The organism is Catenuloplanes sp. NPDC051500 (genome assembly GCF_044454585.1).
Lineage (GTDB): Bacteria > Actinomycetota > Actinomycetes > Mycobacteriales > Micromonosporaceae > Catenuloplanes.
The window spans coordinates 64,690-89,945 of sequence record NZ_JBITDX010000012.1 but is presented as its reverse complement, the minus strand read 5'-3'; the positions used below and the strand labels follow the sequence as shown (position 1 = coordinate 89,945).

The window sequence follows — 25,256 nt, the reverse complement described above, 5'->3', positions numbered from 1 at the left end:
TGGCAACGGGTACGGTCAGCGGTGGCTGTTCAGCCAGCCGTCGCCGTCCGGGTCGGTGAGGCGTTCGTCGACGGTGCCGTCGCGGTCGACGTCGTAGTCGGCGTAATCGACAATGCCGTCGGAGTCGACGTCGTGGCCGATGAAGTCGGCGCGGCCGTCGCCGTCCCGGTCGACCAGGATCTCCACGCCGCCGCCCACCCGTCCCCGGACGGAATGCGCGTCCCAGGTGCCGTCGCCGTCCGCGTCCACGCGGGTCTCGTAGCCGGACGGTACCGGTGGCGCGTCGCCGAAACCGGAGCCGGAGCCGACCTCGGTGGTGTGGCCGCTGAGCGAGAAGCCGGCCGGCGCGTCGCCGAAGCCGCCCACCGAGGAGGGCGCCGCGCCGAAACCGTCCAGATGGAACAGTCCGAACATGCTTGACTGGTTGGTCCGCGCCTCGACCGCGCTCTGCACCCCGTCACCCGGCCCGGACGCGACCTGGCTGCGCAGCAGCTCCGCCTCGTCCGGCGACAGCGTGTAGCCGGCCAGCGCCCGGCCCGGGTCCGCGGTAAGCGCGGCCGCGAACGACGGGTCGGTGATCAGTCGTTCCAAGGCGTCATCGAAGTTCGGCATGGCACACCCCCGGACCATCGTCGAACATCGTGGTGACGGACGGCAATCGCTTGATCAGTCGAGTTCCGGCATCGGGATGGGCTGTGGCCGCGGGTGGCAGGCCCCGCAGGTGAGTGCGTCCTCGACGACCAGCCCTTCGGCCCGGCGCCGGGAGTCGGAGCGGTGCACCTCCAGCAGGTACGGCCCGAAGCGCGCGTGATCCTCGCACATGCCCCGGCCGCAGAATCGGCAGGAGCCGCGCGCGGCCTTGGCACAGAACCAGCAGAGCACGTGCTCTCCTCACGACAGGCGGATCACGGACAGGCGGATCAGGACAGGATCGTGGTCGGCGGGACCGAGGAGACCGACGGCTTCGCCGGCACCGACGACTGCTCCGCGGGCACGGACGGGAGGAACGTCCCGCTGGAGATCGTCGGCTCGCCGGGGGTGGGCGGCGACTCCTCCGTGGGCGGCGTCGGGCTGGCCGGTGGCGTCGGTGACGGGGCAGTCGTGGTCCGGCCCGGCGTCGGCGACGTGGTGGTACGCACGGGCGTGGGCGACCGGGTCACCACCGGCGGCGGCACCCCACCGTCGTCCTCGTCCTCCTCCTCGTCCGTGGCGGTCGGCGTCGGGGTCGGCGTCGGGGACGGCGAGTCCGAGGTGGAGGGCGACGGGGACGGCGAATCCGAGGGCGACGGCGACGGCGAGTCCGACGGGGTCGCGGACGGCGTCGGGAGCGGGTCCGGCAGTCCGTCGCCGCAGTCGAGCGCGTTGCCGGTCACCGGCTGGACGATCCGGTCCGCCCGTACCTCGCCGCGCGACACCGCGACCTGCCCACCGGTGACCGCGTACCACGCCGCCTCCGTGCTGGTGATCGCGACACGGGAGCTGGAGATCTCCAGCGACAGCGGGGCGAACGCGCCGGTGGTGGACGCGGTGTCGGAGAGGATCCGCCCGCCGGACAGCTCCAGGCCGGCGTACGGCGTCCGCACCCGGTCCCCGTCGCTGCGCAGGTCGCGGACGGAGGCGGTGCTGCCGGCGCAGAGCACGGAGAGCGCGCCGCCGCGGAACGTCAACGACGCCCGTGAGCTGTTCCCGACCCGGACCTCCGCGCCGACCGGCAGCTGGTAGCGGCCACCCTCGTCGAGCGTGATCGTCCGGCCCGGCACGGCGACGTCGACGGATCCGGTCTCGGCGGTGAGAAGCACCCGGTCGGACGGCATCTCGGCCCAGGCGGGCCCGGGACGCACCTGCGCGGCGGTGAGCCCCAGCGCGAGCAGCAGGAGCAGCAGGACCAACCACCAGAGCCGGCGCTCGAACCGGCCGTCCAGGCCGTAGTCGACGCCGCCGGGCGGCATGCCGGGTGGGGCCGCGAGCGGCGGATAGTCGCCGCCGGAGTGCACGCCGACCGCGGGCCGCAGCGGCGGGCGGTCCGCGCCCTCGAACGACGGGCTGCCGGAGAACGTGGCGGATGCGCCGGCCATCGCCGGGATGGTCCAGAGCCGGACGGGGGTGCGCGCGACCGCGACCGCACCCGGGAAGCCCTCGCCCACCGGGCCGATCATGGTGCCGCGTCGCAGCTCGCCGCCGTCCGGCAGCTCGATCGCGCCGGATTCGACGATCACCGCGTCGGTGGGCCCGTCGAGCCGAATCGGCTCGCCCGGGTTGATGCTCGAGGAGTGGGCGGCCGCGAGCATGCCCATCCGGCCCTCGGGGGAGAGACCTGTCAGCGCGGGTGTGTCGTCGAAGAGCGCCTCCGCGTACCTGCGGTCCGCGGGCGGCGGGCCGGGCAGCGGGCCGATCGCGTCCGCAATCAGCGTGGACGGGACGGAGAGCAGCACGGTGTCTCCGGCCACGTACCAGTCGAGCGCGGACGGTGCACCTGCCAGCGCGGCGTCAAGTCCGACCGTGTCGCCGGGCCCGGCCTGCTGGCGGAGGATGCCGCCCGGGTCGCCGGGGCGGCGGCCGACAAGCGCGCCCTGCACCACCACGTACACCGAGGTCAGCGCGCCGGACGCGAAGAGCAGCTGACGGCCGTCGCCGGGGCGCTCCCAGCGCGCCCGCTCGGCGAGCCGGGACAGCACCTCCGCGGGGAGCCGGCCGAGCATCGAGCGGTTGAGCGCGTGCAGCCTGCGGGGCGTGTCCTCGGCCCGCTTCGCCTCCTGCCGGCTGAGCCGGAACCGCAGTACACGGCGGGAGAGCCACCCCATCAGCAGGTACGCAAGCGGCGCGCACAGTCCGCCCACGATCAGGACGAGAAGCAGCCGCGGCCCGAACCCGCCGTGCCAGAGCCCGGACGCGAGCCCCTGGACCCGGTCCGCCCAGACCCGGTAGAAGATGTTCGCCGCGACCGCCATCCACAGCACGGCGAGCGTGCCGTAGAGCGCGACAAGCCGCCCTTCCCGGTCCAGCTCGGCCCAGCGCGGCGGCCTCCGGCGCAGACGCCCGCCGACGAAGGCGAGTCCCCGGGCCCGCAGGTTGGGGATCTCCAGCCAGTCCATCAGCAGGTAGTAGCCGTCCAGCGCGAGCAGCGGGTTCATGTTGAACAGCGCGTTCAGGTACCACGCGAAGGCCAGTTTGAACGCCAGCGGTGCCACGGCCGGGAAGATCAGCCCGACGATCTGCGCGGAGCCGGCCAGCACCAGGCCGGCGGCAGGTCCGGCGAGCGTGGTGCGCAGGCGCGCCCGGCGCCCGGCCATCCACACGTCGCTTGTGTCCACGAAGACGGACGGGATGCCGAAGTAGACGAGGAACCCGGCGGCCGGCACCCGGCGGCCCACGTGTTTGGCGGCGAGCGCGTGGCCGAGCTCGTGGGCGGCGAGCGCGACGAAGTTAAGCGCGAGCAGCACGATCGAGCCGAGCAGGAACGAGCCGCCGGTGATGAAGACGGACTGGTCGCCGCGCCACCAGGACCAGCCGAAGAGGCCGAAGCCGGCCAGCGCCACGATGCCGAAGAGCACTGCCGCGACCGGCGTGAAGAACAGCCGCCCGCCGAACCGGTAGAGCGCGCTGATGAGGGGGTCGACGTTGGCGACGAACATCCGGCGGCCGCGTGCGGCGGCGACCAGTCCGGCGCCGACGCGAAGCGGGAGTGGGAGCCGGCGCACCTTCTCCAGCTGCCCGAACGCGTCGACCGGCAGCTCGCCGAGCATGTGGTTGGCCGCGAGGTCGGCGACGATCCGGCGCACCTGGTCCGGCGCGAGCCGCCCGGATATGTGGGCGAACTCCGCGACCAGCCGGGCGACCGTACGCGAGCCGTCCATCAGCTGCGCGAGCTGCCACTCCTCCGGGCTGAGCCGCAGGTAGCGCACGGCCCCGCCCTCGTCCGGCGAGCGGAGCATCAGGTACGGCACGCCGCGCACGCTTGTCAGCTCCGCGGTCTCGATGCCGGGTCGCAGCTCGGGCTTGGCCCGCGCCGGGTTGATCCGGTCGACGACCGCGGACCAGACATCGGTGTCCGAGGGGCCTATCGGCTGACCGGGAGCGCGCCCGGCCAGTGCCTCCCAGACACTCAGGTGTGATTCAACGATCGACACTGCACGTTCTCCGTTTTCGCCTGGTGACCCCCCGTCACCACTCCCCCATGAGGCCCGCCGCCCTCGTCGAAGAGTATCGACCGGCCACCATCCGCCGACCGACTACATTCGTCCGAACGGGCGAGCATGCGGACCGCGAGGTCGCCTTGACCTCATCTGATCGGTCGAATGCACAGTCTGATTGCTCGACAAATCAGGCATTTCCGGAGTGTCTACATTGTCGGGAAGTTGACCCGGAAAGAAAAAGCGTGGCGGGCGACATGACCAACCCCCTCGGTCATGTCGCCCGCCACCTGGGGAGGAGGCGGAGTCTCTGCGGCAGCTGAAACCCCGCCAAGGTGCGGCTTGGTGCGGTGGATCAGGACGCCTCGGCGAGCGTGGTGCTCACCGTCTGCTCCTTGCCACTGCGGGTGTACGTCACGGTCACCTGCTGCCCGACCTTGCCGGCCTGCACCGCGGTGATCACGTCGTCCGAGCTGTTCACCGGCCGGCCGTCGATCTGGGTGATCACGTCGCCGCGCTGCATGCCGGCCTTCTGCGCCGGGCTGTTGTCGCTGACGTTGCTGACCAGCGCGCCGCCACCCTCGGCCTCGGAGAGGCTCACGCCGAGGAACGGGTGGCTGACCTTCTGCCCGGTCTTCAGCGCCTCGGAGACCTCCTTGGCCTTGTTGCTCGGGATCGCGAAGCCGAGGCCGATCGAGCCGCTGCCCTGGCCGGACGTGGCGATCGCGGTGTTGATGCCGACCACCTCGCCGTTCGTGTTGACAAGCGCGCCACCGGAGTTGCCCGGGTTGATCGGCGCGTCCGTCTGCAGCAGTCCGGCGATCGTCGACTGCCCGCCGGCCTGCTGCCCGCTCGGGTTCTCCTCACCGGCCACCTGGATGGTCCGGTCCTTGGCCGAGATGATGCCGGCCGTGACCGAGCCCTGCAGGCCCAGCGGGCTGCCGAGCGCCAGCACGGTGTCGCCGACCTTCACGGACGCGCTGTCACCGAACTTCGCCGCCGTGAGGCCGGAGACGCCCTCGGCCTTGACCACGCCGAGGTCGGTGCGGGCGTCAGTGCCCACAACCGTGGCGTTGGCCTTGGTGCCGTCAGCGAAGACCACGACCACCCGGTTGTTCGCCGCGCCGGAGACCACGTGGTTGTTCGACAGGATGTAGCCGTCCGGGGTGAGCACGACGCCCGAGCCCTCGCCGGTGTCCGTCGTGATCGAGACGACGCTGTCCTGCACGGCCGCGGCGATCGAGGCCAGTGAGGAGCGGTCGATGACCGGCGCGGGCTCGCCGGTGCCGTTCGTGTTCGCGGTGTTCACCGGCCCGCCGTCCTCGTCCAGGCTCAGCGCGGTGACCGCGCCGACCGTGCCCGCGGCAAGCGCCAGCACCACAGCCGCAGCAGAGGTGGCCGCGAACCTGCCGAACCGGCGGTCCCTCGGCGGAGGCTGGGTGGCCGGCCCGGCGGCCGTGGCCCACGGCGGTACGGGTGGCTGACCGCCCTGGTAGCCGGCCTGGGGCTGACCCGGGTAATACGCCCCCGCGGGCACGGCCGAGGCCGGCTGGGGCTGCTGCGCCCACTGCGACGGCGGGGCCTGCGGAGCGCCGGGCTGCGGGGCCGGCGTGTGCATCGGCGGTCCACCGGCCGGCGCGGCCCACGGACTCGGAGTCGGCGGGTACTGCGTGTATCCGGGACGGCCGGTCATGGCGGACGGCATCGTCTGGGTCACCGGCTCGGGCGTCTCGTCACTCGAGCCGGACGGCCCCCGCAGCCCTTCGGCCGGGTGCCGGTAGCCCTCGGCGGGGTGCCCCTGCGCCTGCTCTCCGGCGGGGGCCTGCTGCCCCTCGGGGGTGGTCTCGTGCTCGTTCATGTCTCCCACCTTCCCGCCGACATCTGCGACGGCCCTGAAATCGCCCTGAAGGTTAACTGTGAATCCAAAACGAGGGATATATCAGGGCTTATCAGCGCGGTTGCCCGCCTCTGACGAGTCAGAACCCTCATCCGACGGAAAGTCTTCCAGCTCTTCCTCAGCCTCGTCCGAGTCCGTGTCGAGCTCGGTCGGCAGCAGCGGAAGCCTTACCCGGAACGTGGCGCCGTTACCCGGCGTGCTCTCCACCTCGACCACCCCATCGTGCGAGGAGACGATGGCGGCCACGATCGCGAGACCCAGCCCGGTGCTGATCGTCCCCGCTGCGGTCCGGGTCCGTGCCGCGTCCGCCCGGTAGAACCGCTCGAACACCCGGTCGATCTGCTCCTGGCTGAGCCCTCCCCCGGTGTCCACCACCTCGACCACGCCGGCCACCGCACGCCCGCCGGCGTCCGTCTCCGCGCGCAGCCGCAACGTCACTGACGCGTCCGCCGGCGTGTGGGTCAGCGCGTTGGTCATCAGGTTGCCGAAGACCTGCCGCAGCCGGGACTCGTCGCCGGTGACCACAAGCGGCCCGGAGCCGGGCACCACCTCCAGCGTGATCTTCCGGTCCGGTGCTATCGCCCGCGCGGCCTGCACCGCGTCCGACGCCAGCACCGGCAGCTCCACCGGGCGCAGGTCAAGCGGCCGTTCCCGGTCCAGCCGGGCCAGCAGCAGCAGGTCCTCGACCAGCAGCCCCATCCGGGCCGCCTCGTCCTCGATCCGGCGTACCAGTTTCGCGGTGTCCGAGGCCGCCCCCTGCCGGTACAGCTCAGCGAAGCCGCGGATCGTGGTCAGCGGCGTGCGCAGCTCGTGCGACGCGTCCGCCACGAACTGCCGCATGCGCGCCTCGGAGTTCCGCGCCCGGGCCTCGGAGGCCTGCGCGTGAAGTGCCGAGTCCCGTGCGATGCTCTCCGCGGAACGGGCGGCCGCCTCGGACGCGGCGCGCGCGGCGAACCCGGCCTCGATCTGGGTCAGCATCGCGTTCAGCGCGCGGGAGAGCCGGCCCAGCTCGCTCTGCGGCTCCTCGATCCCGGGCTCCGGGTCGGGCACCCGGCGGCTCAGGTCACCGGCAGCGATCGCGCCGGCGGTCTGCTCGATCTGGTCCAGCGGCCGCAGGCTGGTCCGCACCACGCCCGCGCCGATCGAGGCCAGCATGATCAGGACTGCGCCGCCGACCAGGCCGTCGATCCAGACCAGCCGCTTCACCGCGAGATCAACCTGCTCCAGGTTCTCGCCGATGTGCAGCACCTCGCCGTTCGGAAGCACCGTGACCAGCATGCGCCAGCGGACCTTGCCGTTCTCCGAGGTGACCGTGTGCTGGCGGAGCGCGGCCACCGCCTCTATCTCCTCGCGGCCCCGGGCCAGCTTCGGAAGGTCCCCCTCCTCCAGGTGGCTGTCGTAGACCGGCTTCTTGCCGACGCCGCTCATCGCGGTGACCCGGCCGTAGTAGTCGGTCGGCACCGTCACCGCGCCGCCGTTCGCGAACTCGGCGGCCGCGTTCGCATCCCCGGCGATCCCGTCCAGCTGGTCGTCGACAAGCTGCACCAGGTAGGACCGCAGGAAGTAGGCGCTGCTCACGCTGATCACCACGAGCGCGGCGCCGACCAGCACCAACACGCTCGCGACCAGCTTGAGCCGCAGCGGCGTGCTGCGGAGGCGGGCTTTCACGACGCCTACTGGGCAGGCTTACGGAGCACGTAACCGACGCCGCGCAGGGTGTGGATCAGCCGGGGCTGCGTGGTGTCGACCTTGCGCCGCAGGTAGGAGATGTAGGACTCGACGATGTTGTCGTCGCCGCGGAAGTCGTAGTTCCACACGTGGTCGAGGATCTGCGCCTTGGAGAGCACCCGGTTCGCGTTCAACATCAGGTAGCGCAGCAGCTTGAACTCGGTCGGCGAGAGCTGCACCCGGTTGCCGGCCCGATAGACCTCGTGCGTCTCCTCGTCCAGCTCCAGATCGGCGAAGGTCAGCCGGGAGCTCTCCTCCGCCGTCGCGCTGGTTCGTCGCAGCACCGCCCGGATGCGCGCGGTCAGCTCCTCAAGGCTGAACGGCTTCGTCACGTAGTCGTCGCCACCGAGCGTGAGCCCGCGGATCTTGTCATCCGTCGCGTCCCGCGCGGTGAGAAAGACGACGGGCGTGCGCGTGCCGCCCTCCCGCATCAGCTTGATGACCTCGAACCCGTCCAGGTCCGGCAGCATCACATCGAGCACGACCAGGTCAGGACGCCGGTCCCGGGCCGCGGCCACCGCCGCGCTGCCGCTCACGGCCGTCGCCACGTCGAAGCCGGCGAATCGCAGGCTGGCCGACAACAGCTCCAGAATATTGGGGTCGTCCTCGACGACGAGCAGGCGTGCCTCAGTCTGTGTTGCGGCCATGCGCCAATCATGGCCCGCCGTTCTGGCAGCTTTCTGGAGGCCCGCTGAGAACAGTCTGTGAAACCCAAACCCACAATCAACCCCGCCGAGGGTACGACGAGCCCCGCGCGATCCCCCCGGCTGAGCCCTCTCCCGCCCCGTCCGGCAGCGACGCCATGCCGGTGAGCGGCGCCCGACGGTCGTGGATCTCCGGTCGCCTCGATCCCCGCCCGCGTCGTTCGGAACCCTCGGGCCTCCGGCGGCCCCGCTAACCGCGCAACAGGCGGCGGATGCGGGTCAGCGTGGCGTCAAGGACCTCGCCGGCCGCACGCACCTGGTCGTCCGTGGCCCGCACGTCCCGAATGATGCCTCGCGCGTCCTCGACGAAGACGTCAAGCGCCGACTCCAACGCGTTCCTCGGCGAAGTGGTCACCCGGCCCTCGCCGGTGGCGGTGCCCGGCGCGGACGGCTCCGCATGGCCGACGTGCCCGGCGCCGTTGTCGAAGACGATCCGGATCCCGCTCGGCGTGCTGAGCGGGGGCGAGCCGACCGGCGGCGCCCCCGCGCCGACAGGGGCGTCCCCCACAACGTCGAAGCCCGGTGCACCGAAACCGGGCGTGCCGAATCCCTGGCGCCCGGCTGTGCCAGACCCGGCTGGGTTGGACCCGGCTGGGTTGGACCCGGCTGGGTTGGACCCGGCTGCGCTAGATCCGACGGGGCCAGATCCGGCGGGGTTGGATCCGGCCGCGCCTGATTCGGCGGCGCTAGATCCAGCCGTGCCAGACGCGGCCGTGCCAGACGCAGCCGTGCCAGACGCAGCCGTGCCAGACGCGGCCGTGCCAGACCCGGCGGGGCCAGACCCGGCGGGGCTAGGGCGCTCGCTCGCGCCGGGCCACGGCGAGGGTGGCGGACCCGGCGGTCCCCAGGGTGAGGCGGACGGACGCTCGGCGCCTGCCTTGCGGGTTGCGCGGGTTGCTTCGCGCAGTTCGCGCTTGAGGTCGCGGACCGAGCCCTGCACCTGGGACTGGATCTGGCCGGCCAGGCTGCTCAGATCGCTGATCGACGCGGAGATCTCCGCCTCCAGCGCCCGCAGCTCGTCCTCCCGCTCGCGCAGCTCGGCGCGGCCCGCGTCGGTGATCTCGTAGGTCTTCCGTGATCCGGCCGCCGTGTGCGTCACCAGGCCCTCCGCCTCCAGCCGGGCCAGCCGCGGATAGATCGTGCCGGCACTTGGCGCGTAGAGACCGAGGAAACGGTTCTCCAGCAGCCGGATGAACTCGTACCCGTGCTTCGGCCCGTCGTCCAGCAACTTGAGCAGGTAGAGGCGGAGCCGGCCATGACTGAAGACGGCCGTCATGCCGCGCCCTCCGCGGTCCGGCGCGCCGGGGCTGGCTCGTCGTCCTCGCCGGGCACGGCCGGGCGGGACAGCAGCGCGATGCTGCCGGAGATCGTGCTGGCGCTGAGCCGCCCCTCGCCCCGGCCGAGCCGCCCGTGCACCCCGGCGGCGCCGCCGGTCATGCCCCGCTCCACCCGCAACTCCGGAAACGCGCTTGTCACCCGGCCGGCGGTGGCGTGCAGGTCGACCGAGAGATCGCTGTCCTCCCGTACCCGCGTAGTGATGCTGCCGGACGTGGTGTCCAGCCGGATGTCGCTGTCCGCCGCGCCCTGCAGGTCGCAGGTGATGCTGCCGGAGATCGCGGTGGCACGCACCCGGCTGGCCGGGCTGTCGGCCAGGATCAGCTCACCGGAGACGGTGTCCATGACCAGCTCGTCGGCCACGCCCAGCGCCTCGACCGGGCCGGAGACCAGGTTCGCCCGGGTGTGGCCGCTCAGGCCCATCAGCGTGACGCTGCCGGCCGTGACCTGGACGTCGGTGCGCACGCGCAGGCCGGAGGCGATCACCGTGCCGGAGAGGACGCCGAGATGGGCCTCGGTCGTGGGAGGAACCGCGATCGACACGTCGACCGTGCCCCGCTGAGCGATGTGCATGATCCACGAGAATCTCCCGGGCCAGCTGTCGAAGCCGCGCTGGCGCACCCGCAGCACGCCGTCCGCAAGCTCGACGTCGATGGGCCGGTTGCCCACCCGTGAGACCTCGACCCGGGCGGGACCCTCCGTGCCGATCACCGTCAGCCGGCCGACCACCAGGCCGACCTCGAGACGGCGTACGTCCTCCTCGCAGGTGATCCTGGTCGGCCGCTCCACCGTCCACGCTGCCATGTCGCCCCCAAAGCTCACGTCCGTGCCGCCACTATACGAGATACATCGCGATATAGCTACGGACTCAACCGCTCTCAGGCCGCCTCAAGTCGACCGCCGGATCCCCGGTAGTCCAGTCCGGCCTCCACGAACCGGAGGCTCGCAGCATCGCTGCGCCGGGCGGCCAGCGCGGCGACCCGCTCCCGATCAGCCATGTCAGTCACGCTGGTCCCTCATCTCTCGCCGTCATTCACGTCACTCGCCGTTTCGTCCAGCCAGCGGCTCAACTCGCCCGGCCGGGGTGCCGGCCCAGGCAGTGCCGCATCGTCCGGCCCACTCACCCGGGACAGGCCGTGGAGTAACAGCGCCAAGTGCCGACGGCGGAGTTGCATGGTGCGGAGGCTGTCGTCGGCCCGGATCGCGGCGCAACCTTCCAGGATCAGCCCGACGTCCTCCGGCACCACATCCGCCCGCAGCCGCCCGCTCTCGTGCGCCCGCGCGATCAGGAGCGCGACCACCTCGTCCGCACGGGCCGCTGTCGCGCGAAGCTCGGGGGTCGGCGTGAACGCGCCGGCCAGCCGGGTGGTCAGCGCGTGCACGTCCGCGTCGACGACCCGCTCCAGGAAACCGGCAAGCGCGGACCAGCCGTCCGGCTCCGCCTCGACGGTCTCGGCCTCAAGGATCATCCGTTGCAGTCCGCTGAGGCACAGCTGCCGCAGCAGATCCTCCTTCCCCGCATATCGCCGGTACAGCGCACTGATGCCGACGCCGGCCCGCCCGGCCACCGCCGCGATCGGCGCGCCCGGATCGTGCACGAACACGTCGCGCGCCGCGGTCAGGATCGCCTCATCGTTGCGTTTCGCGTGCCCACGCCGCCCGGACAGCCCGTGGCTGGACCCGCGGCCGGATTCGGGACTCGATTCGTCACTCACCACATCACATTAACACTGGAACGGATCGTTCCGCTCCGCTACAGTCAGCGGAACGAAAGATTCCGTTCCGACGATCAAATTCATCGAGCGGCGCGCCCCGGGGCGATTGCTCCAGAGGCGATTGCTCCAGCACTAACGCGACCGCGACCTGACACGGAAGGGCACGAACCATGAACAGACTCATCGACCCGCCGTTCCTCTGGCGCGACCTGCTCGCCGACGCCCACACCGCGCTGCGACTCGCGGTGAAGGGCGTCCCGGTCGGCGGCTGGGACCTGCCCACGCCGTGCGACGAATGGACCGTGACCCAGGTCCTGCAGCACGCGACCGGCGACCAGGCATCGTTCGCCGCGGTCATCGCGGGCGGCCCTTGGCCGGCCGAGGACCCGTTCGCCCCGTCCGGTCACCTGGTGGCGGACCCGCTGCGCGTGACGCTTGAGGCGATCGCGCGGTCCCGCGCCGCCTTCACGTCCGTGTCCGACTCCACGGTCGCGGTGCCGACCCCGCTCCCGCTCGGCCCGCTGGCGCCGGTGCTGGCCGGTGGCGCCTGCGCGCTCGACGCCGCGATCCACGCGTGGGACATCGCTGTCGCCACCCACCAGCCCTCACCCCTGACGCCCGAGATCGCACATTCGCTGCTGACCATCGCTACGGAGATCGTCGAGCCGCTGCGCCCGTTCGGCGCGTTCGCACCACCGTTCGATCCGCTTGTGGAGGCGATGGCCCGTGGCGGCGGCTACAGCGGAGATCTTCCGGACGACGACGCCTCCGCACTGCTGCGCTACCTGGGCCGCAACCCCGCCTGGAGCCCGTGACACCCATACAGGGCAACCAGCCTCCGGGCCCGCATCACGCGACCCCGGAGGCTGAACGGAAGGAATCGGACGGACGGAACCGGACGGACGGAATCGGACGGACGGAATCGGACGGACGGAGGAGGTGCAACGGAGTCAGGCAGCCAGGTCCAGACGGTCCTGCACCACAGTCCCCGGCGCGGCGGAAGCAGATCCCGCAAGAGCAACCCCCGCGGGAGCATCCGCCACAGGAGCAGCCGCCGCGAGGACGACCGGCTGACGCTTCGGGCGGACCACGCCCTCGGAGGCGCGGGCCAGCACCCGCCGGTCCGCCTCCAGCCCGGGGTGAAGCGCCGGCTCGATGGTGACCACCGCGGTCAGACCGCGCACCGCGATCACCCGGAAGACACAGGCGAAGAGGCTCTCCGCGGAGAGGAACGTGGCGATCGTGGAGTCCGGCCCGTCCGCGCCCTCGCGGTAGCCGAGCCGCACCGGCACCACGACCGCGCGGGCGTCCACCGCGGCTTGGAAGACGGCCGGCCGCCAGCGGCCGGTGAGCGAGTTGTCGGCGCGGTGGCCGGGCCCGTTCGCGGTGCCGCAGCCGGTGGTGCCGGCCGGGAAGACGGCGACCAGGCCGCCCTCGCGGAGCACGTCCGCGATCCGGCCCACGGTGGCGGGAAGCTGGCTGGGGTGCCGGCGGTCAATGAAGATCGTGCCGACAAGCGCGGCCAGCACCCCGATCACCGGCCAACTGCGGATGTCGTGTTTGGCGGTCATCCGGGCCGGCGAGACAGCCATCAGCGCGACGGTGTCCAGCCACGAGTTGTGGTTGGCGACGAGCAGGGCCCGGCGGCGGGGTACGGCGCCGGCACCGCGCACGACCAGCCGGACTCCGGCAGCGCCGAGCACCGCGCGGGCCCACCGCCGGCCGGCGGCCTGCCTGCCGGAGGAGGTCAGGAAGGGGAGGAATGGCAGCAGTGCGAGACCACCGGCCACCGCTCCGAGCAGTGCCACGACACGTACGGCCTGTCGTAGGCCTGAGGCGCGCCGGTGGGAACCCGGGAGGGGCAGGCAGCTACTGTCGCAGTTGGACCGGGGCTGGGCGAGCGGGGCGGGCAGCGGCGGGCGCCAGGGCGGCACGATGGCCGGTCCGGGAAGGACGCCCGAGGGGTCAACGGTGTCCATGTTCACTGTGTAAGCGGGCGATCCCTCAGCGGCGTGTCGCCTGACCCCGATCCCGATGTCAAGAACGTGAACGATGCACGCATGACGCTCCGTTACGGGCCGGGATGCCCACCGGAGAGCTGCCGGGCACAGCGCCCGAAGACCGGAGAAAACGCGTCCACCAGGGCTGTTGAGCATAGAAAACCGGCGAAGACAACCGAACGTGCACAGAGGGCCGAAAGACCCCAATCCCGTGATTCTCGACACGGGCGGATGTCGACGGCGTGACCCCGAATCACACGGCGTAGCCTGGAAACCGAAGTCTGACCGAACGTCAGCTCGCGGCAGTCAACGAATGCCTGTCACCTACCGCGACACAGACAAACCGCTCTGAAAGAGGCGATACCGGCCGTGTCGACCCAGCAAACCTCGCAGGACAATCCCCTGGCGGGCTTCGGCCCCAACGAGTGGATCGTCGAAGAGATGTACCAGCGGTATCTCGCAGATCCGACAAGCGTGGATCCCGCCTGGCACGACTTCTTCGCCGATTACAAGCCGACGGCGGAGGCTGGTTCGATCTCGACGCCGACGGAGGCCACCGCGGCCGCCGGCGCCAGCTCCGCCGCCCGCGCGGGCACCGACGCTCCCGCCGCCAAGACCGAGGCCCCGAAGGCGCCGGCTAAGCCCGCGCCTGCGAAGCCCGCCGCCGCCACCGCCAAGCCGGAGGTCAAGGCTCAGCCGAAGAAGGAGCCGGTCAAGCCGGCTCCGGGCGCCGTTCCGCTTCGCGGCATCGCCGCCAAGATCGTGCAGAACATGGAGGCGTCGCTGGCGGTCCCGACCGCCACAAGCGTCCGTGCGGTGCCGGCGAAGCTGCTTGTCGACAACCGCATCGTGATCAACAACCACCTCGCGCGCGGCCGGGGCGGCAAGGTCAGCTTCACCCACCTGATCGGCTGGGCACTGATCCGGGCGCTTGCGCTGCACCCCGAGATGAACAACAACTACGTCGAGACCAACGGCAAGCCCACGCTCGTCACGCCGGAGCACATCAACCTCGGCATCGCGATCGACCTGGCCAAGCCGGACGGTTCCCGCTCGCTTGTGGTGCCGAGCATCAAGGGCTGCGAGGCGCTCGACTTCCGTGGCTTCTGGCAGGGCTACGAGGAGATCGTCCGCCGCGCCCGCCGCAACGAGCTGACGATGGAGGACCACACCGGCGCCACCGTCTCGCTGACGAACCCGGGTGGCATCGGCACCGTCCACTCGATGCCGCGGCTCACCGTGGGGCAGGGCGCGATCATCGGCGTCGGCGCCATGGAGTACCCGGCGCCGTACGCCGGCATGTCCGACGAGACGCTCACCGACCTCGGCGTCAGCAAGGTCATCACGCTGACCAGCACCTATGACCACCGGATCATCCAGGGTGCGCAGTCCGGCGAGTTCCTGAAGGTCATGCACGAGCTGCTGCTCGGCGAGCACGGCTTCTACGACGAGATCTTCACCGCGCTGCGCGTGCCGTACGAGCCGGTCCGCTGGGTGCGCGACGTGGCCCGCACCTCCGAGGGCCAGATCGACAAGGCCGCCCGGGTGGTCGAGCTGATCCACGCGTACCGGGTCCGCGGTCACCTGATGGCGGACACCGATCCGCTTGAGTTCGAGATCCGCAGGCACCCGGACCTCGACGTGCTGGAGCACGGCCTCACCCTCTGGGACCTCGACCGGATGTTCCCGGTCGGCGGCTTCGCGGGCAAGCAGAAGATGAAGCTCCGCGACGTCCTCGGCGTGCTGCGCGACACCTACTGCCGTCGTGTCGGCATCGAGTACATGCACATCATGGACCCGGAGGAGCGCCGCTGGATCCAGGACCGCATCGAGCTCAAGTACACGAAGCCGTCGCCGGAGGAGCAGAAGCACATCCTCAACCGGCTGAACGCGGCCGAGGCGTTCGAGACGTTCCTGCAGACGAAGTTCGTCGGGCAGAAGCGCTTCTCGCTCGAGGGCGGCGAGTCGCTGATCCCGCTGCTCGATGAGATCCTGCAGGCCTCCTCCGAGAGCCAGCTGGACGAGGTCGTGATCGGCATGGCCCACCGCGGCCGGCTGAACGTGCTTGCCAACATCGTCGGCAAGCCGTACGAGAAGATCTTCTCGGAGTTCGAGGGCCACCTGGACCCGAAGTCGGCGCACGGCTCCGGCGACGTGAAGTACCACCTCGGCATGACCGGAAAGTTCACCACGCCGGACGGGGAGTACAGCACCACTGTCAGCCTCACGGCGAACCCGTCGCACCTGGAGGCGGTGGACCCGGTGCTTGAGGGCATCGTCCGCGCCAAGCAGGACCGGCTCAACCTGGGTCTCGAGGGCTACACCGTGCTGCCGCTGATGGTGCACGGCGATGCGGCGTTCGCGGGCCAGGGCGTGGTCGCGGAGACGCTCAACCTCTCCCAGCTGCGCGGTTACCGTACCGGCGGCACCGTGCACGTGGTGGTCAACAACCAGGTCGGCTTCACCACCGCCCCGGAGTACAGCCGTTCGTCGCTCTACAGCACGGACGTGGCCCGGATGATCCAGGCCCCGATCTTCCACGTGAACGGCGACGACCCCGAGGCCGTGGTCCGGGTCGCGCGGCTGGCGTTCGAGTACCGCCAGACGTTCAACAAGGACGTGGTGATCGACCTGGTCTGCTACCGGCGTCGCGGTCACAACGAGGGCGACGACCCGTCGATGACCAACCCGCTGATGTACGCGATCATCGACAACAAGCGGAGCGTCCGGAAGGCGTACACCGAGGAGCTGATCGGCCGCGGCGACATCACCGTCGCCGACGCCGAGGAGCAGCTGCGCGACTACCAGGGCCAGCTTGAGCAGGTGTTCAAGGCGACCCGCGACGCGAATTCGACGTCGTCCGGCCGCCGGGCCCGGGTGGTGTCGCAGGAGCCGGAGCCGGTGGTCGAGACCGCGATCGACGCGGAGACCGTGGCCCGGATCGGCCAGGCGCACCTCGACCTGCCGGACGGCTTCACGCCGCACAAGCGGGTCCAGCAGCTGCTCGACCGGCGCGCCAAGATGGCCCGCGAGGGCAACATCGACTGGGGCTTCGGCGAGATCATCGCGTTCGGCTCGCTGCTAACCCAGGGCGTGACGGTCCGGCTCTCCGGCCAGGACTCGCGGCGCGGCACGTTCGTGCAGCGCCACGCGGCAGTGGTCGACGGCCACACCGGCGCGGACTTCCTGCCGATCAGCCAGCTCGCGGCCGGTCAGGCGCGGTTCTTCGCGCACGACTCGCTGCTGTCCGAGTACGCGGCGATGGGCTTCGAGTACGGCTACTCGGTGGAGAACACCGAGGCGCTTGTCCTCTGGGAGGCCCAGTTCGGCGACTTCGCGAACGGCGCCCAGTCGATCGCGGACGAGTTCATCTCCTCCGGCGAGGTCAAGTGGGGTCAGCAGAACGCGCTGACGCTGCTGCTTCCGCACGGCCACGAGGGTCAGGGCCCCGACCACACCTCGGGCCGCCCGGAGCGCTGGCTGCAACTGGCCGCGGAGGACAACATCCGGGTGGCGAACCCGACCACCCCGGCGAACCACTTCCACCTGCTGCGCCGCCAGGCCCTCTCGCCGAAGCGGAAGCCGCTTGTCGTCTTCACGCCGAAGTCGCTGCTCCGGCACAAGCTGTGCGTGTCGTCCGTCGCGGACTTCACCACCGGCACGTTCCAGACCGTGATCGGTGACAACGGCATCGGCGACGCGGCGAGCGTGAAGCGCGTGCTGTTCTGCAGCGGCAAGGTCTACTACGACCTGGTCCAGGCGCGCGCGGAGCGGCAGATCACTGACACGGCCATCGTCCGGATGGAGCAGCTCTACCCGCTGCCCGTCGAGGAGCTGAAGGCCGAGCTGGCGAAGTACCCGAACGCCGAGGACTTCGCCTGGGTCCAGGAGGAGCCGGCCAACCAGGGCGCGTGGAGCTTCATCGCGCTCAACCTGCTGGAGCACCTGGACGGCCTGCGCCTGCGCCGCATCTCGCGTCCGTCCGCGGCCGCGCCTGCGGTGGGCTCGGCCAAGCTGCACGAGGCCGAGCAGGCCGCGCTGATCGAGGCGTCCCTGCCCCGCCCGTAAGGCACAGCACGATCACACCCTTTCGAGGGTACGAGTCAGCGCTCCCCGCCACCGGCACAACGGTGGCGGGGAGCACCCGTCTGAGGAGCTGAAGAACATGTACTTCACCGATCGCGGCATCGAAGAGCTGACCGAGCGCCGCGGCCAGGAACAGGTCACGCTGGAGTGGGTCGCCGAGCGCCTGCGCGATTTCGTCGACCTGAACCCCGACTTCGAGACCCCCGTCGAGCGCCTGGCCACCTGGCTCGCCCGCCTGGACGACCCCGACGACGAGGATGCGTGACGGCTGAGCGGACGTGACGTTGATCAAGGTCGTAAGACCTGGGTGTTGCGGCGTCCGCCCCGGGTAGGTTGAGGTCCGTGGGACGAAGCGTCTACATTGCCGGGCTCGGTCCCGGCGGCGGAAAATCGACAATCGCGCTCGGTCTGACCGAGCTCCTCTCCCGGCGGACGCCACGCGTCGGCGTGTTCCGGCCGCTGGTCGCCACGCGTGACCGGCCCGACGCCATCCTGTCCCTGCTCCACGAGCGGTACCGGCTCGACCGACCGTACGAGGAGCTGTTCGGCACCACGTTCGGGGAGGCGGCGGCGCTTGTCGCGGCCGGCCACCGCGAGGAGCTGATCTCCCGCGTGGTGGACCGCTACCGCGCGCTGGAACGGCACTTCGACGCGGTCGTGGTGATCGGCAGCGACTTCGACGACAACGGCGAGCCGGGCCCGGGGCTGCCCCGCGAGTTCGGCTTCAACGTGCGGCTGGCCACCGAGTTCGGAAGCGTGGTGATCCCGGTCGTGGACGGCCGGGACGCGTCCGCCGACGAGGTGGCGTCCGCGGTGCGCGGCGCGTACCACAGCGTGCAGGACCTGGGCGCCACAGTGCTTGCCGTGATCGCCAACCGGGTGCCGGAGGGGACGGCCGTGCCCGCGGACCAGACCGTCCCGACGTACCTCATTCCGGAGGTGCCGACCGTCTCCGCGCCGACAGTGGGCGAGCTGGCCGAGGCGCTTGGCGCGGAGATCCTCAGCGGCGACGCGAAGGCGCTCGACCGTGACGTGCTCGACCTGGTGGTCGGCGCGGCCCACGTACCCGTGCTGCTTGATCATTTGACTGACGGCTGCCTGATGATCACTCCCGGGGATCGGGCGGACCTGCTGGTCGCGGCCGCCGCGGCGCACGCGGCAGGCGAGGTCTCGGTGGCCGGCCTGGTGCTGACGCTCGGCGAGCGGCCGGACGAGCGGGTCGCGCGGCTGATCGACAACCTGCACAGCGGCCTCGCGGTGCTGTCCGTGAAGACGGACAGCTATCACACGATCGCGGCCGCCAGCCGGGTCGAGGCCGGGCAGCACTCCCGGAACCCGCGCAAGGTGCAGGCCGCGATCGGCGCGTTCGAGGCGACAGTGGACACCGAGGAGCTGCTCCGGCGGCTGGACGTGACGCGCAGCAGCCGGGTCACGCCGATGATGTTCGAGTACGACCTGATCGACCGCGCCCGCACGAACCGTAAACGGCTTGTGCTGCCGGAGGGCACGGAGGAGCGGATCCTGCGCGCCACCGAGATCCTGCTGCGCCGCGGCGTGGCGGACCTGACGCTTCTCGGCGACCCGGACGAGATACACCGCAAGGCGCGCGAGCTGGGCCTGGAGATCGGCGGCGCGGAGCTGCACAACCCCGCGACAAGCGAGTGGGCCGAGGACTTCGCCGAGCGGTACGCAGAGATCCGCAAGCACAAGGCGATGACGCTTGAGCTGGCCCGCGACGTGGTCCGGGACGTCAGCTACTTCGGCACGATGATGGTGCACACCGGCCGCGCGGACGGCATGGTCTCCGGCGCCACGCACACCACCGCGGCCACGATCCGCCCGGCCTTCGAGATCATCAAGACCGTGCCGGGCGTCTCGGTGGCGTCGAGCGTGTTCCTGATGCTGCTGGCCGACCGGGTGCTTGTCTACGGCGACTGCGCGGTCAACCCGGATCCGAACGCGGAGCAGCTCGCCGACATCGCGCTCTCCTCCGCGGAGACCGCGGCCCGGTTCGGCATCGAGCCGCGGGTGGCGATGCTGTCCTACTCGACAGGTACGTCCGGCGCGGGCGCGGACGTGGAGAAGGTCGCGGAGGCCACCCGCCTGGTCCGCGAGCGCCGCCCGGATCTGCCGGTGGAGGGCCCGATCCAGTACGACGCCGCGATCGACCCGGGTGTGGCCGCCACGAAGCTGCCGGACAGTGCGGTGGCGGGCAAGGCCACGGTCTTCGTCTTCCCGGACCTGAACACCGGCAACAACACCTACAAGGCCGTGCAGCGCTCCGCGAACGCGGTCGCTGTCGGCCCGGTCATGCAGGCGCTGCGCCGCCCGGTCAACGACCTCTCCCGCGGCGCCACGGTCAAGGACATCGTCAACACGGTCGCGATCACCGCGATCCAGGCCGCCGGAGACTCGCAGTGACACGTGTGCTGGTGCTGAACACCGGGTCGTCCTCGCTCAAGTACCGCCTGTTCGACGGCGAGGAGACCGTCACCAAGGGCCTGGTGGAGGAGGTCGAGGATCACGAGGAGGCGCTCCGGGAGGCCGTGGGCGGCCTGCCTCTTGACAACCTCGACGCGGTCGGCCACCGGGTCGTGCACGGTGGGGCCGACTTCACCGCGCCGACGCTAATCGACGACGACGTGGTACGCACGATCGAGCGCCTGATCCCGCTTGCCCCGCTGCACAACCCGGCGAACCTGGCCGGCATCGCCACCGCCCGCAAGCTGCTGCCGGACGTGCCGCAGGTCGCGGTCTTCGACACCGCGTTCCACAGCACGCTCCCGCTGGAGGCCTCGACCTACGCGATCGACACCGTGACCGCCCGGGAGAACCACATCCGCCGGTACGGCTTCCACGGCACCTCACACGCCTACGTCTCCCGGCGTACCGCCGCGTTGATCGGCAAGAAGCCGGAACACACGAACGTCATCACGCTGCACCTCGGCAACGGCGCCAGCGCCTGTGCGGTCGAGGGCGGCCGCAGCGTCGCCACGTCGATGGGCCTCTCCCCGCTTGAGGGCCTGGTGATGGGCACCCGCAGCGGCAGCCTGGACCCCGCGATCATCTTCCACCTGCACCGGGTCGGCGGCCTGTCGCTCGATGAGATCGACGATCTGCTGAACAAGCGCAGCGGCCTGCGCGGCCTGGCCGGCGTCAGCGACATGCGGGAGGTGGAACGCCGCCGGGGGGAGGGCGACGAGGCGGCGGCGCTCGCGTTCGCCGTCTACACGCGGCGGATCAAGGAGCTGGTCGGCTCCTACTACGCGGTGCTGGGCCGGGTCGACGCGATCACGTTCACCGCGGGCGTGGGCGAGAACGCGGCGACGGTACGCGCGGCGGCGCTCGCCGGGCTCGGCGCGCTCGGCATCGAGGTGGACGCGGACCGGAACGCCGCGCCGGAGCGCGGCGAACGGGTCGTCTCCAGCACGGACTCGCGGGTCGTGGTGTGCGTGGTGCCGACCGATGAGGAACTCGAGATCGCCACGCAGGCCCGCGCCGTACTCAACGGCTGACAGGCCTCTTCTACAGAACCAGGAACAGCAGGACGCCGAGGACGACCACCGCTGCCACCGCCGCCACGCCGATGATCAGCGGGAGGTTGCTGGACTTGGCGGGGGCCGGCGCGGCGGCCTGCTGCTCCTGCTCCTGCTCCTGCCGGTTCATGTAGGCCCGGAAAGCCATCGTGCTGCCGCTCGGGTCCTCGTACTCATCTGCCATGCCACGAACGATAGCGAAGCGCTCCGACATTCACGCACACCCGTGCGCCTAGCCGACACGTGGCCGGAAAATACACTCTTCTTCATTGACAAGCGTCATAAATCGTCACTTAAAGCATTGATCTAGACACTGAAGGTAATGTATCTGCGCGGCCTCGCCAGATCCAGCCGTTCGGCCAGGGTAGCGAGCCCGGCACGCCCCTACCGTTCCAGACATGACGATGCGGGGCTGGCGACTTCTGCTGGCCGGCGCCCTGTTGATCTCACTCTCCGCGTGCCAGGCCGCACAGGCCGCGGTCCCCGGGGCGCTGGGCCGGCCGTCGGGCGTGGCACCTGTCACACCTTATCCGGTCGGCATCCGGACGCTTGATCTGGCGCGGGGCGAGGACCGGCCGCTGCCCACCACTGTCTGGTACCCGGCCGACGCCCGCGACGCCACCGCCCCGCCGCGCGACAACGCGCGTCCCGCCGCAGGCCGCTTCCCGATCGTGCTGTTCAGCCACGGGCTGGCCAGCACGCCCCGGCTCTTCGCCGCGCTGCTCACTCGGTGGGCGTCGGCAGGCTTCGTGGTGGCGGCGCCGGCCTACCCGTACACGAACGCGGACGCGGCCGACTTCCAGCGCTGGGACGTGCGCAACCAGCCGGGCGACGCCGAGTTCGTGATCCAGGACCTGATCCGCCGGGACACGCTTGCCGGCGACCCGTTCCGGGGCCGGCTCGACGTCGCGCACATCGCGGCCGCCGGACACTCCGCGGGCGGCTTCACCACCGCCGGGCTGTTCACCACCGGCCACGATCCTCGGCTGCGCGCAGGCATCGTGATCGCGGGTGGCGGCCTGCCCGGCACGTTCGCCGGACCGGACGCGTCCCTGCTCTTCGTGCACGGCGGCGCGGACCCGATCGTCGCCCCGTACGTCGCGCAGGCCGCGTACGAGCGGGTGCCCTGGCCGAAGGCGTTCGTCACGCTCGCCGGTCAGGGGCACGGCGAATACCTGACCCCGGGGCGCCCCGGCTTCTCCGAGGCGAACAACACGATGACCGACTTTCTCCGCTGGACGCTCTACGGCGACACGTCCGCGCGCACCCGCCTGCCGGTCGACGCCACGCTGGCCGGAGTCTCCTCGATGAGCGGAAAGATCTAGCGAAGTGGTCGATGCCCGCGCCGCACGGGCACAATCGACCGCGTGCCCCGCCGCTACAGAGTGCTCGCGCTCGCCGTACCGCTGATGCTTCTCCCCGCGGGGTGTGCCGTCGGCCTCGGCGACCAGCCTGACTCGCCTCGACCGGCCGCGGCCGAGGCGCCCCCCGCGGAGCCGGACGAGCCCGCGCCGCCGGGTGCCGCCCCCGCCGAGCGCTACCCGGTCGCGAAGCGGACCATGGAGTTCGCGCGCGACGGCCGGAAGCTGCCGGCCACGATCTGGTACCCGAAGGCGACCGAGGGCGAATTTCCCGTGGTGATCTTCAGCCACGGGCTCGGCGGCAAGCCCGCCGACTACACCGACCTGCTTGTGAAGTGGGCAGCGGCCGGCTTCGTGGTGGTCGCGCCCGCCTACCCGAACACCACCGCCGGCAGTCAGCAGAACCCGCTCGACGTGCTCAACCAGCCGGCCGACGCGGCCTACGTGCTGACCGAGGTCCTCAAGCTCAACGACGTGGACGGGGACCGGTTCGCCGGGCGCCTCCGCACGGACAGGGTCGCCGCCGCCGGTCACTCCGCAGGTGGCATCACCACGATCGGCGAGTTCACCCGGGGCCGCGACAAGCGCCTGGACGCCGGCATCGTGCTGGCCGGCAGCACGCTCGGCGTCGGCACCGGCTTCTCCGGCAAGGAGACCCCGATGCTGTTCATACACGGCGAACTGGACCAGGTCGTGCCGTACTCCTCCGGCAAATCCGCATTCGACGCCGTGCCGTGGCCCAAGGCGATGCTCACGCTCCCGCAGGGCGACCACGTCGGCGCGCTCTCCGAGGGCGACTCGCTCACAGTCGTCGCCGGCACCACGATCGAGTTCCTCCGCTGGTCCCTCTACGGCGACGCCGGCGCCAAGTCCCGCATCCCGTCCGCCGCGGCCAAGGGCGATCTCGCAAAGCTCGACAACCAGCTCTGAAGATCAAGAATCAAAAGCGGATGTACCCGCTCCCGCGGCGGTCCGGCCCGCATGCTCCCGCGGGCCGCCTGACCCGCGGATGGCCGGGAAAACCCAGGCCGTGGTGGCGCGGATCGGGCACTGCGGAACCGGCTCGGAGCGACCGCGGAGCGACCGCGGAGCCCGACGCTTCGGTTTGCCCCCGGAGCGACTCTGTTGCCCATTCGCGTGCGGCGGTCTGGGCCTGACAATCGAAGGGCCGACATCGAGGCCAGGAGTCTGACGGACCGTTCCGGCCGGTAGGCGGTCTCGCGGCACGCGGGGCCGCGGGGCCGCGGGGCCGCACGGTCATCGTCTAAGCGGCGGCTGGTCAGGGCGGCTGCGGTTTGGGCGGTCGCAAGGGCCGGCACCGAGAGAGCGGGCGTGGCCGGGAGAGCCGATTGAGCTTGCCTTGGGTGGTCGCCAGGGCCGGCACCGAAGCCGCGGGCTGACGGGAGAGCGGTTGATCTCGGCCTGGCCGGTCGCAAGAACCCGCACCGAAGCCGCGAGCCGACGAGAGAACAGTTGATCTCGGCCTGGCCGGTCGCAAGAACCCACACCGAAGCCGCGAGCTGCCGAAGAGTCAGTCGATCTTGGCTCTCCCGTGTCGCCGCGCCAGAGACAACGGCAGGTCGGGCGTTCCACGCCGAGATGGGTTCGTTGTGTGGGATCTCGCGTCCATCTGGCGGGATGCAAGATCCTTGCGGCTCTGGTGGCCCTTATTGCGCTCGGATAAGGGCCACCAGAGCCGCAAGGATCTTGACGTGAGCCTTCCTGCCTCTTCGGCTTCAGGACGAACGCACAAGGCGGCATCTATATGACGAAATATCGGGCGCGCCGCGCCCGAACCTGCCTGGACACTGACCGCGGATCTCCACATGAGGCGGGTCGTGAGCGCGGACCATGTCCTGACATATGCGGATCCGGGGTGGCTCCGCGTTCGTGCCCGGCCCTGAGACCTGCCGAAGTGCCACGACAGGCCCGCATACTTGCGGAACTCGCGGCCTTGGTGCCGGCCCTTGCGCCCACCCACGCCTCAACCGCCTCAGCCGAAGCCGCTTCGACCCGCAGCCGCCGAGACGACGGCAGTGCTGCTCTCGCCCTTCGCAACCACAACGAACAGCCGAGACCACTCACCACGCCCCAGCCCCATTTGATCGGCTGTCCCCAGACGGCCAGAAGTGGCAACGGAGTTGGGAGCGTGCGGGCCCGCACCACCGCGGGAGCGGGAAAATGCCCTGCGGTGGTGGTCTTCGCCTACGGCGTCAGATGATGCTTGTGCGCTGGGTGAGCAGCGTGATCGTCGCCTTGCCGTCCACCGCGCCCGCGCTTGCCGCGGTGGTGAGCGCGGTAAGCACCTTCCACGCGAAGCTGGACTCGGACGGGAGCTTCGCACCGCGGACCGTGGGCACGCTGACCTGGACGGTGAGCGCGTCCTCGGTGACCGAGAAGCGGCACTCCAGGTCTGCCCCGCGCGGCGCGATGGCGAGCAGCATGGCGCAGGCCTCGTCGACAGCGATCCGCAGATCCTCGATCTCGTCGAGCGCGAAGTGCAGGCGGGCGGCGAGACCGGCCGTCGCGGTGCGGAGCACACTCAGGTATCCGCCATCAGCGGGCACCGTGAGCAGCACGACGTCGTCGTCAGTCGTGGGCTCAATCGTCAGATCAGTCACCGGGCCATCCCCCCGATCGGCGACTCTACCGCCTCGGCCGCCTGCGGGGCGTACCCGCGGACGACTTTGTGGTGTGGTGTTGTGGGTGTCCGGTTGTAGCAAACCGGCCGGAGCCCCGCAAATACGGGTGCACCGGCCGGTCA

At 71.0% G+C, this 25,256-nt stretch carries 19 protein-coding genes; 7 read left to right on the top strand and 12 right to left on the bottom strand.

The genetic code is table 11. The annotated features are described in order from the left end of the window. Positions 1-15: 15 nt before the first annotated feature. The 9 genes from ACIA8K_RS24155 to ACIA8K_RS24115 form a co-directional block, all read right to left on the bottom strand. Positions 16-612 (bottom strand): Os1348 family NHLP clan protein, encoded by a 597-nt coding sequence (locus ACIA8K_RS24155; protein WP_396062873.1) that lies wholly within the window; start codon positions 610-612, stop codon positions 16-18. Between the two features lie 54 nt (positions 613-666). Continuing rightward, positions 667-882 carry a hypothetical protein gene (locus tag ACIA8K_RS24150; protein ID WP_396062871.1) on the bottom strand — a complete coding sequence of 72 codons (216 nt, stop codon included), beginning with the start codon at positions 880-882 and terminating at the stop codon, positions 667-669. 38 nt (positions 883-920) lie between these two features. Beyond that, a complete protein-coding gene (locus ACIA8K_RS24145) occupies positions 921-4,127 on the bottom strand; it encodes a cyclic nucleotide-binding protein (RefSeq protein ID WP_396062869.1) in 3,207 nt (1,068 codons plus the stop codon). Positions 4,128-4,485: 358 nt separating this feature from the next. After that, positions 4,486-5,988, bottom strand: a complete 1,503-nt coding sequence (locus ACIA8K_RS24140) for a trypsin-like peptidase domain-containing protein (RefSeq protein WP_396062867.1) — start codon at positions 5,986-5,988, stop codon at positions 4,486-4,488. A gap of 81 nt (positions 5,989-6,069) precedes the next feature. Further along, a complete protein-coding gene (locus tag ACIA8K_RS24135; protein WP_396062865.1) occupies positions 6,070-7,695 on the bottom strand; it encodes a sensor histidine kinase in 1,626 nt (541 codons plus the stop codon). Positions 7,696-7,700: 5 nt separating this feature from the next. Continuing rightward, positions 7,701-8,402 carry a response regulator transcription factor gene (locus ACIA8K_RS24130; RefSeq protein WP_033345541.1) on the bottom strand — a complete coding sequence of 234 codons (702 nt, stop codon included), beginning with the start codon at positions 8,400-8,402 and terminating at the stop codon, positions 7,701-7,703. A gap of 247 nt (positions 8,403-8,649) precedes the next feature. Then, complete coding sequence (locus tag ACIA8K_RS24125) at positions 8,650-9,735, bottom strand: helix-turn-helix transcriptional regulator (RefSeq protein WP_396062863.1); 1,086 nt, start codon at positions 9,733-9,735, stop codon at positions 8,650-8,652. After that, positions 9,732-10,598 (bottom strand): DUF4097 family beta strand repeat-containing protein, encoded by an 867-nt coding sequence (locus ACIA8K_RS24120; RefSeq protein ID WP_396062861.1) that lies wholly within the window; start codon positions 10,596-10,598, stop codon positions 9,732-9,734. The genes ACIA8K_RS24125 and ACIA8K_RS24120 overlap by 4 nt, the downstream gene beginning before the upstream one ends. A gap of 212 nt (positions 10,599-10,810) precedes the next feature. Further along, positions 10,811-11,509, bottom strand: a complete 699-nt coding sequence (locus ACIA8K_RS24115; protein ID WP_396062859.1) for a TetR/AcrR family transcriptional regulator — start codon at positions 11,507-11,509, stop codon at positions 10,811-10,813. 170 nt (positions 11,510-11,679) lie between these two features. Between ACIA8K_RS24115 and ACIA8K_RS24110 the strand changes: the two genes are divergently transcribed. Then, positions 11,680-12,324: a TIGR03086 family metal-binding protein gene (locus ACIA8K_RS24110; RefSeq protein WP_396062857.1), complete on the top strand. Its 645-nt coding sequence runs from the start codon at positions 11,680-11,682 to the stop codon at positions 12,322-12,324. Positions 12,325-12,459: 135 nt separating this feature from the next. On the opposite strand, the gene ACIA8K_RS24105 is transcribed toward ACIA8K_RS24110, so the two are convergent. Beyond that, a complete protein-coding gene (locus ACIA8K_RS24105) occupies positions 12,460-13,488 on the bottom strand; it encodes a lysophospholipid acyltransferase family protein (protein ID WP_396062855.1) in 1,029 nt (342 codons plus the stop codon). A gap of 390 nt (positions 13,489-13,878) precedes the next feature. Between ACIA8K_RS24105 and ACIA8K_RS24100 the strand changes: the two genes are divergently transcribed. The 4 genes from ACIA8K_RS24100 to ACIA8K_RS24085 all read left to right on the top strand — a co-directional run bounded on the left by ACIA8K_RS24100 (position 13,879) and on the right by ACIA8K_RS24085 (position 21,110). After that, a complete protein-coding gene (locus ACIA8K_RS24100; RefSeq protein WP_396062853.1) occupies positions 13,879-17,577 on the top strand; it encodes a multifunctional oxoglutarate decarboxylase/oxoglutarate dehydrogenase thiamine pyrophosphate-binding subunit/dihydrolipoyllysine-residue succinyltransferase subunit in 3,699 nt (1,232 codons plus the stop codon). Positions 17,578-17,674: 97 nt separating this feature from the next. Next, positions 17,675-17,860, top strand: coding sequence for a DUF6104 family protein (locus ACIA8K_RS24095; RefSeq protein WP_396062851.1), 186 nt, complete (start codon positions 17,675-17,677; stop codon positions 17,858-17,860). A 77-nt stretch (positions 17,861-17,937) separates the two neighbouring features. Next, complete coding sequence (gene pta / locus ACIA8K_RS24090) at positions 17,938-20,016, top strand: phosphate acetyltransferase (RefSeq protein WP_396062849.1); 2,079 nt, start codon at positions 17,938-17,940, stop codon at positions 20,014-20,016. Then, positions 20,013-21,110, top strand: coding sequence for an acetate kinase (locus ACIA8K_RS24085; RefSeq protein ID WP_396062847.1), 1,098 nt, complete (start codon positions 20,013-20,015; stop codon positions 21,108-21,110). The genes pta and ACIA8K_RS24085 overlap by 4 nt, the downstream gene beginning before the upstream one ends. Positions 21,111-21,120: 10 nt before the next feature. On the opposite strand, the gene ACIA8K_RS24080 is transcribed toward ACIA8K_RS24085, so the two are convergent. Continuing rightward, positions 21,121-21,315 (bottom strand): hypothetical protein, encoded by a 195-nt coding sequence (locus tag ACIA8K_RS24080; RefSeq protein WP_396062845.1) that lies wholly within the window; start codon positions 21,313-21,315, stop codon positions 21,121-21,123. 214 nt (positions 21,316-21,529) lie between these two features. Between ACIA8K_RS24080 and ACIA8K_RS24075 the strand changes: the two genes are divergently transcribed. Both ACIA8K_RS24075 and ACIA8K_RS24070 read left to right on the top strand, forming a co-directional pair. After that, positions 21,530-22,456: an alpha/beta hydrolase family protein gene (locus ACIA8K_RS24075; RefSeq protein ID WP_396062843.1), complete on the top strand. Its 927-nt coding sequence runs from the start codon at positions 21,530-21,532 to the stop codon at positions 22,454-22,456. A 42-nt stretch (positions 22,457-22,498) separates the two neighbouring features. Then, the gene (locus ACIA8K_RS24070; protein WP_396062841.1) at positions 22,499-23,422 is read left to right on the top strand and encodes an alpha/beta hydrolase family protein; all 924 of its coding nucleotides are present in this window, start codon (positions 22,499-22,501) and stop codon (positions 23,420-23,422) included. Between the two features lie 1,283 nt (positions 23,423-24,705). On the opposite strand, the gene ACIA8K_RS24065 is transcribed toward ACIA8K_RS24070, so the two are convergent. Then, a complete protein-coding gene (locus tag ACIA8K_RS24065; RefSeq protein ID WP_396062839.1) occupies positions 24,706-25,113 on the bottom strand; it encodes an anti-sigma regulatory factor in 408 nt (135 codons plus the stop codon). Positions 25,114-25,256: the final 143 nt, after the last annotated feature.

What these genes read in the sequence shown, in the direction of transcription:
- ACIA8K_RS24080 (WP_396062845.1), bottom strand. Translation starts at nt 21,315, where the DNA reads ATGGCAGATGAGTACGAGGACCCGAGCGGCAGCACGATGGCTTTCCGG.
- ACIA8K_RS24125 (WP_396062863.1), bottom strand. Translation starts at nt 9,735, where the DNA reads ATGACGGCCGTCTTCAGTCATGGCCGGCTCCGCCTCTACCTGCTCAAG.
- ACIA8K_RS24110 (WP_396062857.1), top strand. Translation starts at nt 11,680, where the DNA reads ATGAACAGACTCATCGACCCGCCGTTCCTCTGGCGCGACCTGCTCGCC.
- ACIA8K_RS24140 (WP_396062867.1), bottom strand. Translation starts at nt 5,988, where the DNA reads ATGAACGAGCACGAGACCACCCCCGAGGGGCAGCAGGCCCCCGCCGGA.
- ACIA8K_RS24075 (WP_396062843.1), top strand. Translation starts at nt 21,530, where the DNA reads ATGACGATGCGGGGCTGGCGACTTCTGCTGGCCGGCGCCCTGTTGATC.
- ACIA8K_RS24095 (WP_396062851.1), top strand. Translation starts at nt 17,675, where the DNA reads ATGTACTTCACCGATCGCGGCATCGAAGAGCTGACCGAGCGCCGCGGC.
- ACIA8K_RS24155 (WP_396062873.1), bottom strand. Translation starts at nt 612, where the DNA reads ATGCCGAACTTCGATGACGCCTTGGAACGACTGATCACCGACCCGTCG.
- ACIA8K_RS24105 (WP_396062855.1), bottom strand. Translation starts at nt 13,488, where the DNA reads ATGGACACCGTTGACCCCTCGGGCGTCCTTCCCGGACCGGCCATCGTG.
- ACIA8K_RS24130 (WP_033345541.1), bottom strand. Translation starts at nt 8,402, where the DNA reads ATGGCCGCAACACAGACTGAGGCACGCCTGCTCGTCGTCGAGGACGAC.
- ACIA8K_RS24120 (WP_396062861.1), bottom strand. Translation starts at nt 10,598, where the DNA reads ATGGCAGCGTGGACGGTGGAGCGGCCGACCAGGATCACCTGCGAGGAG.